Below are 19267 nucleotides of genomic sequence, written 5' to 3'. Positions count from 1 at the left end.
GCTGTCTTTTGGTTCCCCCCCCCCCTTTATTTTTTCGTCCGCGCCGGGGGGGCTGGCCCGGGGGCTACCGATGGGCGTGCACTGCCGCCGGGCATGGCCCGGCGGGGGTGGATCAGAAGCCGTGGGTGATGCTCGGCTGGCCTGCTGAATAGTCGGCGTACGGGTCGTGCTCGCCGCTGCTGCCTTCGGAGAGGCGGAACTTCAGCGCCAGGCCGTCGCGCGAATCGGCAGCGCGCAAGGCTTCCTCCTGCTCGATCACGCCAGACTTGGCGAGCCGGAACAGGCATTGGTCGAAGCTCTCCATGCCTTCTTCCAGCGAGGCTTCCATCGCGGCCTTGATCTCGTGCACCTGGCCGCGTCGCAGCAGGTCGCGGATCATCGGGGTGTTGATCAGCACCTCGGTGGCTGGAAGACGGCGGCCGTCCTTGTTCTTCACCAGGCGCTGGCTGATCACCGCACGCAGGTTCAGCGCCAGGTTCATCAGCACGTTCTTGTGCGCGCTTTCCGGGAAGAAGTTGAGGATCCGCTCGATGGTCTGGTCGGCATTGTTGGAATGCAGCGTGGCCAGGCACAGATGGCCGGTCTCGGCGAAGGCGATGGCCGCTTCCATCGTCTCGGCATCCAGGATCTCGCCGATCAGGATGACGTCCGGGGCCTCGCGCATCGCGTTCTTCAGCGCATTGTGGAAGGCATGGGTGTCCAGCCCCACTTCACGCTGGTTGACGATGGACATCTTGTGCTTGTGCAGGTACTCGATCGGATCCTCGATGGTGAGGATGTGTCCGGTCGTGGTGCTGTTGCGATGGTCGATCATCGACGCCAGCGAGGTCGATTTGCCGGAACCGGTGGACCCCACCACCAGCACCAGCCCGCGCGGGGTCATGATGACGTCCTTCAGCACCTGCGGCAGGTTCAGCTCCTCGATGCTCGGGATCCGGCTGCGGATGGCGCGGATGACCATGCCGACCTCGCCCCGCTGCTTGAACACGTTCACCCGGAAACGGCCGGCATCGGCCAGGGCGATGGCCATGTTGAGCTCCAGCTCGCGCTCGAACTGCGGCACCTGGCCCTCGTCCATCAGCGAATAGGCGATCTTCTTGACCATGCCGGGCGGCAGGCCGGTGTTGCCCAGCGGGTAAAGCTTCCCCTCGATCTTGATGTAGACCGGTGCTCCGGTGGTCAGGAACATGTCTGAGGCGTTCTTTTCGGTCATCAGCTTCAGGAAGTAGCCGATATCCATCGCGAATTTTCCCCAACGAAACTGCCGGCGCCCGTTGCAAGCACGGCGCTGGCTTGACGACAATGGCCGTGAACCGACAACCGGTACGGCCTCCCCAATGAAACGACCTAGCTTCGCACGAATGCGCCACGGCCTGTATGTGATGGCGTTTGCATTCGCACTGTCTGCCCCCGCCTGGGCGCAGGACGGTGCGCTGGAACTGGCCCAGGCCCGGCAGGCGGTGGACAAGGCCACCCAGGCCGATGCCGACCAGTACGCCCCGGACCTGATCGATCTGGCCCGGCAGGGCCTGGAGCAGGCGCAGCGCGCCGCTGGCGATCGCCGCGAACGCAAGAACGCCCCGGCCATGGCCCTGCGCGCGGCGGCCGATGCCGACCTGGCCCGCGCCCGCAGCGAGGAGGCCACTGCCACCGCGCAGCTGCAGCTGCGGCGCAACGAGGTCAACCAGCTGCAGCGCCAGCTCTCGACCGGGGAGGACCGCCGGTGAAACCCGTGAACGCCGCAACCCTGGCCGTACTGCTGGCTCTGCCGACCCTTGCCCTGGCGGCCGACAACCCCGTGGTGGCCCAGCTGAGCCAGCGCCTGATGGCCATCCAGGCCAATCCGGACACCGCCGAACTGGGCGCCTTCGAGCGCATGCAGGCCCAGCAGGCCATTGCCACCCTGGACAAGGCCAAGCGCCGCGACCAGGAGTTGGCGACCTACCTGGCCCAGCGCCGGGTCGAGATCGCCGAGACCGCCGTACGCGCGGCCCTGGCCGCCCGTGAGGTCGATCGGCTCGAGCGGACCCGCAGTGACCTGCTGATCGAGGCGAGCCGCCGCGATGCCGCCCGCGCCCGCCAGGAGGCCGAACAGCTGCGCATGCAGGCGCAGATGCAGGCCGAGGAAGCTGAACGCCTGCGTCAGGCTGCCGAGGCCGAGACGCTGGCACGGCAGGACGCCGAGAACGCCCTGACCAGCGTGGCCGGCAAGCAGCAGCAGCGATTGAGCGCGGCCCAGCAGAATGCGGCGAAACTGGCCCGCGAGGAGGCCGAGCTGGTGTCCGGGCAGAAACTGCCGGGCTCGAAGTTCGACGGACGCGGCGAGGTCTTCACCTTCGCCGGTGATGCTTTCGGAGCGGGCGGCTCCAGTCTGTCCGCCGGGGCGCGCAACCAGGCCAAGGCGTTGGCCGAGTACCTGAACATCGGCAAGAAGGGCCGGCTGCGCATCGAGGCCTACGACAGCGCCAACGGCGTCGGGCAGAAGCGCGCCGAGGCCCTGCGTGATGCACTGGTGGCGGGCGGTGTCGCCAGCAACCGCATCCAGATCAGCGGCAAGAAGGCGGCGTCGACCCGGGCGCGCTCGGCCGAGGTCATCATCGCCCCGTAATTGATTGATATTGTTTGTTTTTCGTTGCGTTGAGCATTCAGCCTGAACCCCGCCCCGGCGGGGTTCGGTCTTTTTGTCGCAGGGGTCTTGTACCCCGCCCGGAGCAGGCGTAGGGTCAATCGTCCGGGACGCAATGCCGCGGACCGGACGATGGGAGGGCCGGGCCGATGCAAGCAGGGCGCGAACCGCAGCAGACCGACGTGCGCAGGCCAGTGCCGCAGGTCGTTGTGCGCACCCATGCAGCCATCGAACGGCGCTCCTCCATGAACAACGCCCCGTGCCTTGCGGCCGGGGCGTTCGCGTATCTGTCGAAGGAGGTCCATCATGTTTGAAGATCAGCCCCAGAGCGAGATCGACGCACGTCGCGCGCGTGATCCGGAGTTCAGGGCACTCCATGACCAGCACCGCAAGTTGAACAAGAAGTGCATGGACGCGGAGTTGGGTGTACTCCCGATCGATGATGTCACCCTGGGTCGCATGAAGCGTGAGAAGCTGCTGGCCAAGCAACGACTTCTGCGAATGTACGAAACACCGCTCCCAACGACGTCCGCCACGCTGTGACGCACCTCGTCACGCCCGGAACGGCGTGATCCGGCCACAGAAGGCCCGGCCAGGCGCTCGCGCCCTGGCGTCGCGGTACCGCCGATGACGGCGGCCGCGCCAAGGCACCACAGGCGGTGGTGCCTTGGCCCGCACGTCCCTGTCTCATCGATGCGGACGGTACCGGTCTCCTCGTCGATCCGGGGCCGTCCGCATCCCTTTTCCGGCAGCGTCGCGCCCATACCCGGACTGACCTGACTTTCAGCGCCATCCGTCGGATAATCATCTGTCCGGCCCTGTGTGGCGCGAACCGAAAGTCCTGCGAATGCCCATCCATTCTTCCGTCCTCGAACTCATTGGCCAGACCCCGATCGTCAAGGCCCAGCGCCTGGACACCGGTGTCTGCGAGCTCTATCTGAAGCTCGAGAACGCCAACCCGGGTGGATCGATCAAGGATCGCATCGGCCTGTCGATGATCGAGGCAGCGGAGAAGCGCGGGGACCTGAAGCCGGGCGCGACGCTGGTCGAGGGCACCGCGGGCAACACCGGACTGGGCCTGGCCCTGGTCGCCCAGCAGAAGGGCTACAAGTTGATCCTGGTCGTTCCCGACAAGATGAGCCGGGAAAAGATCTTCAATCTGAAGGCGATGGGCGCTGAAGTGCGTCTGACCCGCTCGGACGTGGCCAAGGGCCACCCGGAGTACTACCAGGATCTGGCAAAGACCATTGCCGAGCAGACGCCGGGCGCGTACTTCATCAACCAGTTCGGCAACCCCGACAATCCGGCCGCCCACGAATTCGGCACCGGCCCGGAGATCCTGGAGCAGATGGGCGGCGATCTGGACGCCATCGTGTTCGGCTGCGGCAGCTCGGGCACCATGACCGGCCTGTCGCGCGCCTTCGCCACGCTGTCGCCGAAGACCGAGCTGGTGCTGGCCGACCCGGTCGGGTCGATCCTGGCCGAGTACATCAACGATGGCGTGCTCAATGACAAGTCGGGCAGCTGGCTGGTGGAAGGCATCGGCGAGGATTTCCTGCCCTCGATCTCCGATTTCAGCCGTGTCACCAAGGCCTATGCCATCAGCGACGCCGAGAGCTTCCACACCGCACGCCAACTGCTGGGCAAGGAAGGCATCCTCGGTGGCTCCTCCACGGGTACCCTGCTCGCCGCCGCACTGAAGTACTGCCGCGAGCAGACCACGCCGAAGAAGGTGCTGGTGCTGGTGTGCGACACCGGCAACAAGTACCTGTCGAAGATGTACAACGACTATTGGATGCTGGACAACGGCTTCCTCGAGCGCCCGCAGCACGGCGACCTGCGCGACCTGATCCTGCGCCCGTACGGCCAGCGCGACACCGTCGTGATCGGCCCGAATGATCTGTTGACCACCGCCTACCAGCGGATGAAGCTGTACGACGTCTCGCAGCTGCCGGTGATGGAGGGCGACCAGCTGGTCGGCATCGTCGACGAAAGCGACGTACTGCTGCATGTCTACGGCGACGAGGCGCGCTTCCGGGATCCGGTGGCCACGGCCATGGTCAGCAAGCTGGACCGGCTGGACGTGAAGTCGCCGATCGAAGCCCTGCTGCCCGTGTTCGACCGTGGCCAGGTGGCGATCGTGATGGACGGCAACGCCTTCCTCGGCCTGATCACCCGGATCGATCTGCTCAACTACCTGCGGCGTCGCGTTCAGTAACGCGAAGTTCGCAGACGATCACAGCTGAATTCACGTTTATTCGCGTCAAAGGTTGTTAAGGCCGCGCTGATAGACTTCCGCTCCTTCGACGGCACCGTCCGCCGGTGCCCATCAGGAATCAACATGCCCAACGCTTCTTCCCAGGATCGCGCGCTCGCCCTGGCCACCCTGGCCATCCACGGCGGCCAGTCGCCCGATCCGAGCACCGGTGCGGTGATGCCGCCGATCTACGCCACCTCGACCTATGCGCAGTCCAGCCCGGGCGAGCACCAGGGCTTCGAATACTCGCGTACGCACAATCCGACCCGCTTTGCCTATGAGCGCTGCGTCGCCTCGCTGGAGGGGGGAACCCGCGGTTTCGCCTTTGCTTCCGGCATGGCCGCCAGCTCGACCGTGATCGAACTGCTGGACGCCGGCAGCCACGTGGTGGCGATGGATGACATCTATGGCGGCAGCTTCCGCCTGTTCGAGCGCGTGCGCCGTCGTACCGCCGGGCTGGACTTCAGCTTCGTCGATCTGACCGACCTGGCCGCGTTCGAGGCTGCGATCACGCCGGCCACGCGCATGGTATGGATCGAAACCCCGACCAACCCGATGCTGAAGATCGTGGACATCGCTGCGGTCGCCGCCATCGCCAAGCGCCATGGCCTGATCGTGGTGGTGGACAACACATTCGCCTCACCGATGCTGCAGCGTCCGCTGGAACTGGGGGCGGACCTGGTCCTGCACTCGGCCACCAAGTACCTCAACGGGCATTCGGACATGGTCGGCGGCATGGTCGTGGTCGGCGACAACGCCGAACTGGCCGAGCAGATGGCGTTCCTGCAGAACTCGGTGGGGGGCGTGCAGGGGCCGTTCGACAGCTTCCTGGCTCTGCGCGGCCTGAAGACCCTGCCGCTGCGCATGAAGGCGCACTGCGCCAATGCGCTGGCCCTGGCCCAATGGCTGGAAAAGCACCCGGCGGTGGACAAGGTGATCTACCCCGGCCTGGCCTCGCACCCGCAGCACGACCTGGCGACCCGCCAGATGGGCGGCTACGGCGGCATCGTCTCGATCGTCCTCAAGGGCGGTTTCGAGGCGGCCAAGCGCTTCTGCGAGAAGACCGAGCTGTTCACCCTGGCCGAATCGCTCGGCGGCGTGGAGAGCCTGGTCAACCATCCTGCCGTGATGACCCATGCGTCGATCCCGGTCGCGCGCCGCGAGCAGCTGGGCATCAGCGATGCGCTGGTGCGCCTGAGCGTGGGGGTGGAAGACCTGGGCGACCTGCAGCTGGACCTGGAACGGGCGCTGGGTTGAGCCGCACCATGGCCAGCAACGACGAAAGCAGGGGAGGGAGGCGGGCGCCACGTCGCATCGTCCACGCCCTGCGCGCCCGCCTGGGCGGGCTGCGCCGTTGGTGGCTTGCCCGCGGACTGGAGCAGGCACGTTTCCCCACGCTGCCCGCACCGGCCGCTGGCGACGCGCGCGGTGAAGCGCTGGTCTTCCCGCCGACAGATCCCACCCTGGGGCCCGGCGTCAATCTGTACGGCTACATCCACGGCCAGTTCGGCCTGGGGCAGACGGCACGGATGTATGCCCGGGCCCTGCTGGGTGAGGGATATCCGGTTGCGGTGAACGATGCCGCCCTCCGCATCCCGCATGCGTGCAATGACCACAGCCTGTCCGGCCAGCTCGGACGGGGCGCGCCCTATCCCTTCAACCTGGTATTCGTGAATCCGGACCTGTTCGGTGAACTGGCGCCCCGCCTGCCGCGCGATACCTACACCATCGCGTTCTGGTTCTGGGAGCTGGATACCGTGCCGGCCGCATGGCAGCGAACGCTGGAGCAGGTCGACGAAGTCTGGGTCTCCACCCGCTTCGTCGAGGATGCCTTCCGGCGCGCGACCGGCAAGCCGGTGGTGCGCATTCCGCATCCGATCGTGCCGCAGCCCGGCGCGGACCTGTCCCGGTCCAGCTTCGGCCTGGACGACGACGCCTTCGTGTTCCTGTGCAGCTTCGACTTCAATTCGTCGATCCACCGCAAGAATCCGTGGGCGGTGCTGGCGGCGTTCCGCGCGGCCTTCGATGGCGCACCGGACAACGTGCAGCTGGTGATGAAGTGCAGCAACGGCTTCCGCCATCCGCAGCGGCTGCGCGAGCTGATGCAGCAGGCTGCCGGCGATCCGCGCATCCTGGTACGCGACCAGGTGCTCGACGATGCGCAGCTGCACGCATTGCAGGAAACTGCCGATGCCTATGTCTCGCTGCACCGCGCGGAAGGGCTGGGGCTCGGACTGGCCGAGAGCATGGCCCGTGGCAAGCCGGTGATCGCCACCGCCTGGTCGGGCAATCTCGATTTCATGAACGAGGGCAACAGCTGCCTGGTGCCGTTCCGCACGGTGCCGATCCGCCCGGGGGAGTATCCCTTCGCCGATGGCGGCACCTGGGCCGAGGCCGACGTGCCGGCCGCGGCAGCGTGGATGCGCCGGCTCGCCCGTGAACCGGGCCTGGCGCAGCAGATCGGCGCGCAGGCACGCAGCGACATCCTGGAAACCATGAGCCTGCAGGCCGCCGCAACGGCCATGCGCGCTCGATTGCAGTCTTTGGAACGACACGACCGATGAACCCAAGAACCACCACCACCGGGCACGAGGATTCGACATGCTGGGTATGCTGAAAGCCCTGTGGAACTACCGCTATTTCATTTTTTCCTCGATCAAGAACGAGCTGCGGCTGCGCTTCATCCGCAGCCGCCTGGGCGCCCTGTGGATGATCATCCACCCGCTGATGCAGGTGTTGATCTTCGCCACGATCCTGTCCGAGGTGCTGGCCGCCAAGCTGCCGGGCATCGATGACAAGTACGGTTACGCGCTGTACCTGATGTCCGGCACCCTGTGCTGGACGATGTTCTCCGAGACCATCGGCAAGTCGGTGAACCTGTTCGTCGACAGCGGCAACCTGATGAAGAAGATGTCGTTCCCCCGCATCTGCCTGCCGTTCATCGCCGGTGGCACGATGCTGGTCAACAACGTGCTGCTGCTGGTGGCGATCTTCGCGGTGTTCGCGGTGATGGGCCACATGCCCACGGCCGAGGCCCTGTGGCTGCCGGCGCTGATGCTGCTGACGCTGAGTTTCTCGATGGCGCTGGGCCTGCTGCTGGGCGTGCTCAACGTGTTCATGCGCGATATCGGCCAGGTCGTCCCGGTGGTCCTGCAGGCATTGTTCTGGCTGACCCCCATCGTCTACCACATCACCATCCTGCCCGAGCGCGTGCAGGCCATCTTCCGGCTCAACCCGTTGCTGCCGCTGGTTACCAGCTACCAGAACGTGCTGCTGTTCGACAAGCCGCCGGTCTGGGGTGACCTGTTGTGGCTGATGATCGCCACGGTGGTGCTGGCATTGGCTTCGCTGGTGATGTTCCGTCGTGCCAGCCCGGAAATGGTGGATGCGCTATGAGTGGTGAACTGAAGGTCGACAACGTCGGCAAGGCGTATCGTGTCTGGACGAGTGAGTGGCTGCGCGCGGCCCGCTGGTTCGGTGTGCCGACGCGGCCCAAGGAAGAGAACTGGGTGCTGCGCAATGTGTCTTTCACCATCGCGCCCGGCGAAGCCGTGGGCGTGATCGGCCAGAACGGCGCGGGCAAGAGCACCCTGCTCAAGCTCATCACCGGAACCGCCCAGCCCACCGAGGGCCAGGTGACGCGGACCGGCCGCGTTGCGGCGATTCTCGAGCTGGGCATGGGCTTCAACCCCGACCTCACCGGTCGCCAGAACGCGTTCCACTCCGCAGGCCTGATGGGCTACTCGCAGGAGCAGATCGAAGCCGCGATGCCGGAGATCGAGGCCTTCGCCGAAGTGGGCGAGTACTTCGACCAGCCCGTGCGTACCTATTCCAGCGGCATGCAGGTGCGCGTGGCGTTTGCCGTCGCCACTGCATTCACCCCGGACCTGCTGATCGTCGACGAGGCCCTGTCGGTCGGCGACAGCTACTTCCAGCACAAGAGCTTCGACCGCATGCGTCGCTTCCGCGAGGAGGGCACGTCGATCATGCTGGTCTCGCACAGCCTCAGCGACGTGAAGGCACTGTGCGACCGCGCGATCCTGCTGGACAAGGGACGAGTGCTGAAGGATGGCGAGCCGGACGAGGTCATCGATTTCTACAACGCGCTGATCGCGAAGAAGGAAAACGAGACGCTTGCGGTCGAGCAGCGCCGTGGCAAATCCGGCTGGGTGACTACCCGGAGCGGGACCGGCCAGGCCCGCGTGGAATCGCTGCGACTGCTCGATGGCGAAAGCAGCCAGGAGGTCAAGCTGGCAACCGTTGGCCAGAAGCTCCGGCTTGAACTGAAGGCACAGGTCAGTGCCGACCTGCCCAGCCTGGTACTGGGGTTCATGCTGCGCGACAAGCAGGGCCACATCATCTGGGGCAGCAATACCTGGCATACCGGTCAGGTCCAGCGAGATGTACGGGGCGGAGAACAGGTGGTCTACCACCTGGACTTCACCTGTACGCTGGGCCCGGGTTCCTACTCGGTGTCGCCGGCGCTGGTCAGCACCGAAACGCACATGGTCGACAACTTCGAGTGGGTGGACAACCTGCTGGTGTTCGACGTGATGAATGCCGACAGGACCACGTTCATCGGATCGAACTGGCTTGATGCTGCCTTCAGCGTCGAACGCAGCCGCGCATCGGCCGATGGTGTGCAGGCGGACTGACGGACAACCATGTCAAAGCTGATTTCCTACGCGCAGAATTTCGAAGACGTCATGCTCTGGCGCGCGCTGTCACATGTGGTCAATGGCTGCTATGTCGATGTGGGCGCACAGAGCCCCGACACCGACTCGGTAAGCCGGATGTTCTACGAGCATGGCTGGCGCGGCGTGCACGTGGAGCCCACGCCGCAGTATGCCAACCTGCTGCGCGATCGCCGGCCGGATGAGGTGGTGCTGCAGGTTGCCGTAAGCGATCAACCCGGGATACTGCAGTTCTTCAACATCGCCGATACCGGCCTGAGCACCACGGATCCGGCCATCGCTGCCGAACATCGGGAGGCGGGCTTCAACGTCTCCGACGTGCGTGTGCCGGCGCTGACGCTGGACACCGTGCTGGAGCAGGTGCCAGCCACTGACATCCACTGGTTGAAGGTCGACGTCGAGGGCGCAGAGGAACTGGTGCTGCGCGGCTGGCAGCGCGATACCCGCTTGCCCTGGCTGGTCGTGGTGGAAAGCACGCGTCCGCTGAGTTCGGAACAATCCCACCAGAACTGGGAACCGATCCTGCTCGACAAGGGGTACCGGTTCGTCTATTTCGACGGCCTCAACCGGTTCTACGCCAGTGCGCAGCATCCCGAACTGGATGCGGCATTCGAGAGCGGACCCAATGTGTTCGATGATTTCAGTCTGAGTTCGGGCTCGCAGTTCTGCTCGCAGATCAACCTGGCCTATCACGAACTGCAGACGCTGGCGGATCGACGCGAGGTCGAATTGAACGAGCGGATCCAGGATCTGGACGCGGCACTGCAGCGGGCGCAGGAAGAATCCGCCGAGGCAACCGAGCACAACGCCCGGGCAATGGAAAGGCTGCGCAGCGAGCACGAAGGCGCGGTCCGTGCGATGGCAGTGGCCCAGCGGGAACTGGTGAGCAAGCATGAGCGTGAGCGCAGCCTGCTCGACAGGAAGGCGCTGACCGAACTGCACGAGCTGACTGAGCAGGTCACCAAGGGCAAGCACGAGGCCCATCGTTGGTGGTTGGCGCATGAGCAGCTGCGCGCGCAGCTGGATGCGATCGAACGCAGCCGTTCGTGGCAGCTCACGCGGCCGTTCCGGGCAGTGCGCCGACGCCTGTCGTCCAGCGTGCTGGGCCGCATGAAACGTGCGCTGCGGCCGGCGGTCGTGCGCGCGCTGAAGGTCGCCATGGCCGCACCGTGGCTGCGACGCCTGGCCAAGCCCCTGGTTACGCGCATTCCCTTCCTTCACCAGCGCCTGCAGAAGATCGCCATCAGCGAACAGCTGTTCGAGATCGAGCGGGCGCGATTGGCTGCAATGGAGGGCAACGAGCACGAAGTCACTGTCGTCCATCTGGATCGACGGGCCCGGCGCGTGCTGGAAGACCTGAAGCGTTCAAGGAATGAAAGGGCTGCCCGATGAGAGTGCTGATTGACCTGCAGGGTGCACAGACCGAGAGCCGATTCCGGGGCATCGGGCGCTATTCGACCTCGCTGGCGCAAGCGATGGCCCGCAATGCGGGCGACCATGAGATCTGGGTGGCGGTCAACGGCACCTTCCCCGATGGCATCGGCGACATCCGCCAGGCCCTGGATGGCCTGGTCCCGCAGGAACGGATCCGTCAGTTCGATACCTTCAGCCGGGTAGGCTGGCCGAACGCCGCGGATGCGTGGCGGCGTGGTGCATCCGAGCTGATGTGGGAAGCGTTCCTGGATGGCCTCCAGCCCGACTTCATCCACGTATCCAGCCTGTTCGAAGGTTCCCAGGGCGGTGCGGTCGGCTCGATCGGCAAGTTGCCGGGCGTACGGGCGGCGACTGCGCTGACCCTTTATGACCTGATTCCGCTGCTCAATCCCGACGTCTATCTGGCATCGGACTGGGTCCGGTCCTGGTACATGGACAAGGTCGAGTCGCTCAAGCGCGCCGACCTGCTGCTGTCGATCTCCCAGCACGCGCGGCAGGAGGCATTGCAGGCGTTGGATATCGATCCGGCGCGTGTGGTCAACATCTCCTCGGCAATCTCGCCGCACTTCGTGCCGATGGTCATCGGCGAACGCGAGCAGACCCTGTTCCGCGAGCGCTTCGGCCTGCGTGGCCGCTACGTGATGTACAGCGGGGCAATGGAGCCGCGCAAGAATGCAGAGGGTCTGCTGCGGGCATTCTCCCTGATGGATCCTGCCGTACGTGCGTCGACGCAGCTGGTCATCGCCGGCAAAGTGTCCGAGCACGACCGCCGCAATTTCGATGCGCTGGCAGCGCAGCTCGGCGTCAGCAACCAGGTGGTGTTCACCGGCTATATCACCGACGAAGAGCTGATTGCGCTGTACAGCGCGACGGCGGCCTTCGTGTTCCCCTCGTTGCATGAAGGCTTTGGCCTGCCCGCGCTGGAGGCCATGTCCTGCGGAGCACCGACCATTGGCTCAGGCACGACCAGCATCCCCGAGGTGATCGGTCGTGAAGATGCGTTGTTCGATCCAACGGAGCCTGCTTCGATCGCCCGCTCCATGCAGAACGTCCTGACTGACACCGCATTCGCCGATTCCCTGCGTGCCCATGCTCCCCGACAGGCGGCGAAGTTCTCGTGGGACAATTCGGCCAAGGCCGCGCTGCAGGCCATGGAAGCGGTCGCATCGCGTCGTGAGCCACGCGATCGCCGCTGGGTCGCCGCGTCGCCTGCACTCGACGCCGGCTACCGCACCCTGGTCCAGGCGGTGGGTGGGCTGGACGTCGGCTGCGAGCCGGAACCCTTCGAACTGCAGCAGGCGGCAGCGCTGATCTCCTCCGGAATGGCGGCCAACGAGGCGCTCGCACGCGGCGGTGAGCTGCCCGCATCGCTGTCTTGGCGCGTGGAAGGGCCATTCGACAGCAGCTACAGCCTGGCCCTGGTGAACCGTTGCCTCGCGGAAGCATTGGCCGATCGTGGCCACCGCGTGGGTCTGCATTCGACCGAGGGCCCGGGTGATTTCGATCCGTCACCGCAGTTCCTTGCGCGCAATCCGCGCGTGGCGGCGCTGCATGCTGCCGTGGCCGCGATCCCGGCCGACCAGGCCGATGTGACCAGCCGGCTGCTGTATCCGCCACGGGTTGCCGATGCACGCGCAAGGATGAATCTGCTGCACGCCTATCCCTGGGAGGAGAGCGGTTTTCCGCAGGAGTGGGTCGAGGAGTTCAATGACAGCCTGCAGGGGATCTCCTGCGTTTCGCATCATGTCGAGAAGATCATGGTGGATAACGGCGTGTCGGTTCCCCTTGGCGTCTGCTGGAACGGCGTGGATCACTGGGAGCAGATTGTTGCCGATGCGACCTATCCGGTGCCGGGCAGGGGGTTCCGCTTCCTCCACGTGTCCTCGTGCTTCCCGCGCAAGGGCGTGGACGCGATGCTTCTGGCCTATGGCAAGGCGTTCAGCGCCGCCGACGATGTCAGCCTCGTCATCAAGACCTTCGCCAATCCACACAATGAAGTGCATCGCTGGCTGGCTGACGCACGCCGCGACAACCCGGATTATCCGGACGTGCACATCATCGAGGAGGACGTGAGCGACGCCCAGCTCAAGCATCTGTACGCGAGCTGCAACGCGCTGCTGGCGCCGAGCCGGGCTGAAGGCTTTGGCCTGCCATTGGCCGAAGCGATGCTGGGCGGCCTGCCGGTGATCACCACCAACTGGGGGGGGCAGCTGGATTTCTGCAGCGAAGAAACCGCCTGGATGGTGGATTACCGCTTCGTTCCGGCGCAGACCCACTTCAATCTGCGCAATTCGGTCTGGGCCGAACCCGATGTCGACGCGCTGGCCGCCGCAATGCGTGAGGTGCACGGCGCCGATCCGGCGCGTGTGCGGGACAAGGTCGAGGCCGCGCGGCGACTTCTGAAGTCGCGCTTCACGTGGTCCGATGCCGCGCGGAGACTGGAGCAGGACGTACGCGCGTTCGCGGCGCAGCCGACGCTGCCCGATGCGCGCGTCGGCTGGATCACGACCTGGAATACGCGCTGCGGCGTGGCCAGTTACGCCAGCTATCTCGTGGAGAGCGGCGGAACGCCGGTGGCGATCCTGGCGGCCGAGGCCGATGACCGCACGTTCCGCGATGGGCCAGAGGTTGTCCGCTGCTGGCGGCAGGGCGAAGGCGACATGCTCGAGCGGCTGGAACAGCAGATCGAGCGCCTGAAGCTGGACACGCTGATCATCCAGTTCCAGTACGGCTTCTTTGACTTCCCCGCGTTCTCGGCCTTCCTTGAGCGGCAGCAGGCGGCCGGCAGGGGCCTGATCGTGATGATGCATGCAACCGTTGATGCCGCGGAGAATCCGCGCAAGCGGCTGCGCGACCTGGGGCCGGCACTGGCCGGCTGCGATCGCGTGCTGGTGCACTCCATACACGACCTCAACCGTCTCAAGGACATCGGCGTGGAGCGCAACACCGCGATGTTCCCGCACGGCATCCTGGAACCGGCTGAGCCGGCGGCGGCAAACACGGGCGCACGCCTGCGCGTCGTTTCCTACGGTTTCTTCCTGCCGCACAAGGGGTTGCTGGAACTGATCGACGCTGTTGCGTTGATGGTCGCCCAGGGCGTGGACGTCGAACTGGCGATGATCAATGCCGAGTATCCGGTGGATGTCTCGCGGCAGCAGATCGACCAGGCGGTGGCGCGCGTCGTGCAGCACGGCCTGCAGTCGCGTGTGCGGATGGTGACCCGTTTCCTGCGTGACCAGGAGAGCATGCAGGAGCTGGTGCAGGCCGATGTGGTGGTGTTCCCATACCAGGGCACCGGCGAATCCTCCAGCGCGGCAGTCCGCTACGGGCTGGCCTCAGGCCGCCCGGTGGCCGTCACGCCGCTGGCGATCTTCGACAACGTCGGCGACGTCGTTCACCGTCTGCCCGGGACCTCCCCGGCCGATCTTGCGGCCGGTCTGCGGCAACTGCTGCGTGCCAGCCGTGACGGCGATCCAGTGTTGGCCGAAGTGCAGCAGCGTGCCGCACAATGGCGCGCCGAACACCGGTATCCTGCGCTGGCCCGCCGTCTGGACTCCATGGCTCGACAGATCCTCCGCACGCGTCGGCAGGTTCTGGCTGCAAATACACTCAATCATCAGGACGAGAAGCAATGAAGAAGGCAATCATCACAGGCATCACGGGTCAGGACGGCGCCTATCTCACCCAGCTGCTGCTGGAGAAGGGCTATGAAGTGCACGGCACCTACCGCCGCACCAGCTCGGTCAATTTCTGGCGCCTGGATGAGCTGGGCGTGACCAACCACCCGAACCTGCACCTGGTGGAGTACGACCTGACCGACCTCGGCACGTCGCTGGCGATGGTGCAGAAGATCCAGCCGGACGAGATCTACAACCTGGCCGCACAGAGCTTCGTCGGCGTCAGCTTCGACCAGCCGACCACCACCGCGCAGATCACCGGTGTGGGTGCACTGAACCTGCTGGAAGCGATCCGCCTGGTCAATCCGAAGATCCGCTTCTACCAGGCGTCGACCTCGGAAATGTTCGGCAAGGTGCAGGCCGTGCCGCAGGTGGAGGACACCCCGTTCTACCCGCGCAGCCCGTACGGCGTGGCCAAGCTCTACGCGCACTGGATCACTGTCAACTACCGCGAGAGCTACGACATCTTCGGTTCCAGCGGCATCCTGTTCAACCACGAAAGCCCGCTGCGCGGGCGCGAGTTCGTGACCCGCAAGATCACCGACTCGGTTGCCAAGATCAAGCTGGGCCAGCTGGACGTCCTGGAACTGGGCAACCTGGACGCCAAGCGTGACTGGGGCTTCGCCAAGGAATACGTGGAAGGCATGTGGCGCATGCTGCAGGCCGAGCAGCCGGACACCTTCGTGCTGGCCACCAACCGTACCGAGACCGTGCGCGACTTCGTGGCGATGGCGTTCAAGGGCGCCGGCATCGATGTCGAGTTCAAGGGCAAGGACGTGGACGAAGTCGCGGTGGACACCGCCACCGGCAAGACCGTGATGCGCATCAATCCGAAGTTCCACCGCCCGGCCGAAGTCGATCTGCTGATCGGCAACCCGGAAAAGGCCGAGCGCATCCTTGGCTGGAAGCCGCAGACCAGCCTGGAACAGCTGTGCCAGATGATGGTCGAGGCTGACCTCAAGAGGAACGAGCGTGGCTTCTCGTTCTGAGTTGTCAGGCCAGCGCGTGCTGGTCACGGGGGCGTCCGGGTTCACCGGGCGCTACGTGATCGAGCGCCTGCGTGCTGCCGGTTGCGATGTGCATGATCTGCATTCCGGCGACACCGCAACGTCGGTCAATCTGCTCGACCGTGCTGCGCTCAAGCAGCACGTCGCCAGAGTGCGTCCGCAGCGCGTGGTCCATCTGGCTGCGATCTCGTTCGTCGCCCACGGTGATGCCGACGAGATCTACCGGGTCAACGTGGTGGGTACGCGCAATCTGCTGGAAGCGCTGGCGTCTCTGGACGAGGCGCCGAGCAATGTACTGCTGGCCAGCAGTGCCAATGTCTACGGCAACGCGTCCGGCGTGCTCGACGAGCAGGCGCCGCTTTCGCCGCAGAACGACTACGCGATCAGCAAGATGGCGATGGAGGCCATGGCGGCGCTGTGGATCGATCAGCTTCCGCTGACCCTGGTGCGTCCATTCAACTACACCGGCGTGGGCCAGGACGAGAAGTTCCTGATTCCGAAGATCGTGGCGCACTTCCGCCGCGGTGCCGATGTGATCGAGCTGGGCAACACCGATGTCTCGCGCGATTTCAATGACGTGCGGGGCGTGGCCGCTGCCTACGAAGGCCTGCTGGCACTACCGGGCAATGGCCAGACCTACAACGTCTGCTCCGGCCAGGAGCATTCGCTGCATGAGGTCATCGAACGCATGCGTGGCATCTCCGGCCGCGACATCGAAGTGAAAGTGAATCCCGCCTTCGTCCGCGCCAACGAGGTCAAGTCGCTGCGTGGTGACAACGGCAAGCTGCGGGCCGCGGTCGGCTCATTGCCGGACTTCGATCTGGGCGAGACGCTTCGTTGGATGTACCAGGCCCGCGCGGAGGCCTGAAAGAGCGCGGGGTCCGCTTCGGCGGATCCCGCCTTCAGTGCAGGGAGAACACGCAGTGCATTATGTCTGGCAACTGATTGCGCCGGTATTGGCGATGTGTCTTGCTGTCATCGGCAGCTCGACTCTGCTGGCCGTCGCCGGCATCCGCGTGAGCCCGCATCTGCGGCGGATCGGGCCGGTCCAGGCGTTGCTGCTTGCGAGCGTGTGCGTACTGGCTCTGTTGATGAATGCCAATGCGTGGCTGCCCGGCTACGTGGTGTTTCCCTGTTTCCTGATCAGCGGGGCCGTGGGAGCCCTCATGGCGCTTCGCCGTGGCTTCGCCGATCCGCTCGCCCATGCGTCGATCTGGGCGTTCACGATCAGTCTGCTTGCGGGCGTTCTGCTGGTCGCATGGTGGAATCTCATGTTCGCCTCCCGGCATCTGTGGATGCTTGAAGGCACCAACCATGATCTGGTGTTCTTCTACGGCGGTGCCAAATGGGCCATGCAACACCCGCTCTGGGTCGAGCAGGCCACGGTGGCCCGCGAGTGGGCGCTGGGGCAATGCGGTCAGGGCATGCAGTTCATCGGCAACGGCTGCATCGTGCAGCGCAATGGGGCGTACAGCCTGTTGGCACTGGCGTCCAGCTTCGTGCCGGAGGCAGGCCCAAACCAGGTGCGGGCGATGATCGGCACCGCCGCACTGTTCCCGGTGCTCGGCATGCTGCCCTCGATGGCAGGCCGCTTCGGCGGCGCGCGTCGCTGGCCGCGGGGAACCGCGGTGGCCTTCCTGCTGGCGGTGCTGTGCATGCTGGGTACCGGCATGATGCTTGCGGTGGTCAACGAGAACATCGGTACGGCGATGGCGGGCGCCCTGCTGATGATGATCGTGCTGTGGGCACTTACGCCGATGCAGTCGCTGGGTGCAAAGTGGATCATGCTGGGTGCAGCCGCGGGCTGTACCGGCATGGCATACGGCGAAGCGGCGGTGCATGCGTGCATGATCGTGGCCCTGGCCGTACTGGTGACGGCCATGTGGCTGCGTTCCTGGCGGGTGTTCCTGCTGGGCGGCCTGCTGGCGATGCTGGCCTGCGCGATCGTCCTCAACCGGATGCTGCCCGAGCTGATGGCATCCTATGCCCAGGTCAGTGGCATCGTCGCGCAGTCGTCGTGGCCCAGCTGGTACATCCGGCAGCCCTTCTGGGGTTGGTGGCTGTCGGCTCCCTTCGCCGGCCTGTTGATGACCGGCGAACCTGCCGTGAATCCGGAAGCCATCATGCTCGGGCTGGTGCTGATGGCGTCCACTGCATGGCTTTCCATCCGGGAAGGACGCTGGCGGTTCTTCGTCGGCTTGCTGGCAGCCAGCATGGTGCTGGTTGCCTATGTGCAGAGCCATGGCTATCAGTACGGCGAGCACAAGCTGGTGCAGGTGCTCGGGCCGGCATGGGTGGCGCTGTTGAGCTGGCTTCTGCTGCGCCATGCGCGCCGTCGCGGCCGCACAGGTGTGGTACTGCTGCTGATGGCGACGCTGGGGGCGCTGTCGGCGGCCTACGCCGTGCGTTCGCGATCGATCCTGGTCTCGCATGTGCCTTCGGGTATCACCCATGCCCTCTCGGAAGCGATCAGGCTGCCGCAGAAGGGCGATGAGGTTGTCATCGACACGTCCGGGGTCAACGGGCCGGAGCGCTACGTCAAGCAGGACTTTGCTGTGCTGGAGCTGCATCGGCGCGGGGTGCGCGCGCGCATTGCCGACCGTGGCGACGCTCCGGTGGGGTACAGCGATGCCCTGTTCAATGACAGCCTGCGCGGTGCCGAATCACCCGATTGGCTGCTGGTACTCAGGCAGCCCGGGACGGGCCCAGCGCTGCCGCCGGGTACTGCCCCGCTCCTGGAAGATCCCACATTCGCATTGTTCTCGCTGCAGTCCGGTCAGTTGCCGCTGGCCCAGGCGGGTACGGGCTGGCACACCTGCGAACAGGATCACTGCTGGACCCGCGGCGCCTTCAGCCTTGAAACCTTCGTGCCCAAAGGATGTGCGGGCGCACGACTGCAGGTTGATCTGGATCTGCTGCAGCCACCCGCCGAGGGACGTATCCATGTGACCGTCAACGGTGTGGAAGCAGCAACCGTCGACGGGCACCAGGGCGAGGTCAGTTTGTCGCTGGCCGGCGGCAGCTCGGTGGTCGTCCTCGCGCCGGATTGGCCGGTTGCGTCGCCGCAGGCGTTGGGTCTATCAACCGATCCCCGGCCTCTGTTCGCCAACGTGTCCCACGCCCGCATCAGCTGCGGCGTGCCTGCCGAGCCGGCAGAATGACGGTCTTCGCAATCATCCATCGAACAGCGTCGGGCCACGGCCACGGCGCAAGAGGTCTCCCATGCAACTCCTGATCGTCTTCGGCCTGGTCATCCTCGGCGCCTGTGGAACCGTCCTGCTGAAGGTCGGGGCGGGGCGTGTCACCTATTCCGACGGCCTCCTGCCCATGCTGTCGTCTGCGTTCAACCTGCCACTGGTGACCGGCTTCATCCTGCAGATGATCCCGCTGGTGTCGTGGGTGGTGCTGCTCAAGTACATGCCACTGACCAAGCTGCAGCCGATGATCGCCCTGACCTACGTGGTGACACCGGTGCTTGCCGTGCTGTTCCTGGGCGAGCACATCGGCCCACTGCGCATGGCCGGCATCGGCCTGATCGTGCTGGGCGTGGTACTGGTGAGCGCGAGCTGAGC

Annotated in this window: 15 protein-coding genes; 14 read left to right on the top strand and 1 reads right to left on the bottom strand. The window is 65.4% G+C overall.

Features of this window, described 5'->3' with window-relative positions:
- Positions 1 to 112 precede the first annotated feature (112 nt).
- Positions 113 to 1240 (bottom strand): PilT/PilU family type 4a pilus ATPase, encoded by a 1128-nt coding sequence (locus ACVOME_RS16200; protein WP_053516991.1) that lies wholly within the window; start codon positions 1238 to 1240, stop codon positions 113 to 115.
- Between the two features lie 121 nt (positions 1241 to 1361).
- On the opposite strand from ACVOME_RS16200, the gene ACVOME_RS16195 reads away from it, so the two are divergent.
- The 14 genes from ACVOME_RS16195 (at position 1362) to ACVOME_RS16130 (ending at position 19265) form a co-directional block, all read left to right on the top strand.
- On the top strand, positions 1362 to 1727 hold the full coding sequence (locus ACVOME_RS16195; protein WP_053516990.1) for a DUF4398 domain-containing protein: 366 nt from the start codon (positions 1362 to 1364) through the stop codon (positions 1725 to 1727).
- On the top strand, positions 1724 to 2608 hold the full coding sequence (locus tag ACVOME_RS16190; protein ID WP_053516988.1) for an OmpA family protein: 885 nt from the start codon (positions 1724 to 1726) through the stop codon (positions 2606 to 2608). Before ACVOME_RS16195 ends, ACVOME_RS16190 begins: the two co-directional genes overlap by 4 nt.
- A gap of 324 nt (positions 2609 to 2932) precedes the next feature.
- Positions 2933 to 3169 carry an HP1242/YdcH family protein gene (locus tag ACVOME_RS16185; RefSeq protein WP_053516987.1) on the top strand — a complete coding sequence of 79 codons (237 nt, stop codon included), beginning with the start codon at positions 2933 to 2935 and terminating at the stop codon, positions 3167 to 3169.
- A gap of 304 nt (positions 3170 to 3473) precedes the next feature.
- Positions 3474 to 4844 carry a pyridoxal-phosphate dependent enzyme gene (locus ACVOME_RS16180; RefSeq protein WP_197572000.1) on the top strand — a complete coding sequence of 457 codons (1371 nt, stop codon included), beginning with the start codon at positions 3474 to 3476 and terminating at the stop codon, positions 4842 to 4844.
- A 123-nt stretch (positions 4845 to 4967) separates the two neighbouring features.
- Positions 4968 to 6140 carry a cystathionine gamma-synthase gene (locus ACVOME_RS16175; protein WP_481505284.1) on the top strand — a complete coding sequence of 391 codons (1173 nt, stop codon included), beginning with the start codon at positions 4968 to 4970 and terminating at the stop codon, positions 6138 to 6140.
- Positions 6141 to 6148: 8 nt separating this feature from the next.
- Positions 6149 to 7447, top strand: coding sequence for a glycosyltransferase family 4 protein (locus ACVOME_RS16170; protein ID WP_231108685.1), 1299 nt, complete (start codon positions 6149 to 6151; stop codon positions 7445 to 7447).
- A gap of 37 nt (positions 7448 to 7484) precedes the next feature.
- Positions 7485 to 8279 (top strand): ABC transporter permease, encoded by a 795-nt coding sequence (locus tag ACVOME_RS16165; RefSeq protein WP_111186692.1) that lies wholly within the window; start codon positions 7485 to 7487, stop codon positions 8277 to 8279.
- Positions 8276 to 9538, top strand: a complete 1263-nt coding sequence (locus tag ACVOME_RS16160) for an ABC transporter ATP-binding protein (RefSeq protein WP_053516984.1) — start codon at positions 8276 to 8278, stop codon at positions 9536 to 9538. Before ACVOME_RS16165 ends, ACVOME_RS16160 begins: the two co-directional genes overlap by 4 nt.
- A 9-nt stretch (positions 9539 to 9547) precedes the next feature.
- Complete coding sequence (locus ACVOME_RS16155) at positions 9548 to 10969, top strand: FkbM family methyltransferase (protein ID WP_053516982.1); 1422 nt, start codon at positions 9548 to 9550, stop codon at positions 10967 to 10969.
- Positions 10966 to 14646, top strand: a complete 3681-nt coding sequence (locus ACVOME_RS16150) for a glycosyltransferase (RefSeq protein WP_481505283.1) — start codon at positions 10966 to 10968, stop codon at positions 14644 to 14646. The genes ACVOME_RS16155 and ACVOME_RS16150 overlap by 4 nt, the downstream gene beginning before the upstream one ends.
- Positions 14643 to 15677, top strand: a complete 1035-nt coding sequence (gmd, locus tag ACVOME_RS16145; RefSeq protein WP_053516980.1) for a GDP-mannose 4,6-dehydratase — start codon at positions 14643 to 14645, stop codon at positions 15675 to 15677. Before ACVOME_RS16150 ends, gmd begins: the two co-directional genes overlap by 4 nt.
- Positions 15661 to 16563 carry a GDP-mannose 4,6-dehydratase gene (locus ACVOME_RS16140; protein ID WP_481505282.1) on the top strand — a complete coding sequence of 301 codons (903 nt, stop codon included), beginning with the start codon at positions 15661 to 15663 and terminating at the stop codon, positions 16561 to 16563. The genes gmd and ACVOME_RS16140 overlap by 17 nt, the downstream gene beginning before the upstream one ends.
- 94 nt (positions 16564 to 16657) lie before the next feature.
- Positions 16658 to 18856 (top strand): hypothetical protein, encoded by a 2199-nt coding sequence (locus ACVOME_RS16135; protein WP_481505281.1) that lies wholly within the window; start codon positions 16658 to 16660, stop codon positions 18854 to 18856.
- Between the two features lie 61 nt (positions 18857 to 18917).
- The gene (locus ACVOME_RS16130; protein ID WP_053516976.1) at positions 18918 to 19265 is read left to right on the top strand and encodes an EamA family transporter; all 348 of its coding nucleotides are present in this window, start codon (positions 18918 to 18920) and stop codon (positions 19263 to 19265) included.
- The last annotated feature ends 2 nt before the right edge of the window (positions 19266 to 19267 follow it).

It is taken from the genome of Stenotrophomonas sp. STEN008 (assembly GCF_056760435.1).
The sequence above is the reverse complement of the archived record's forward strand: the minus strand, read 5'-3'. Positions and strand labels throughout refer to the sequence as shown.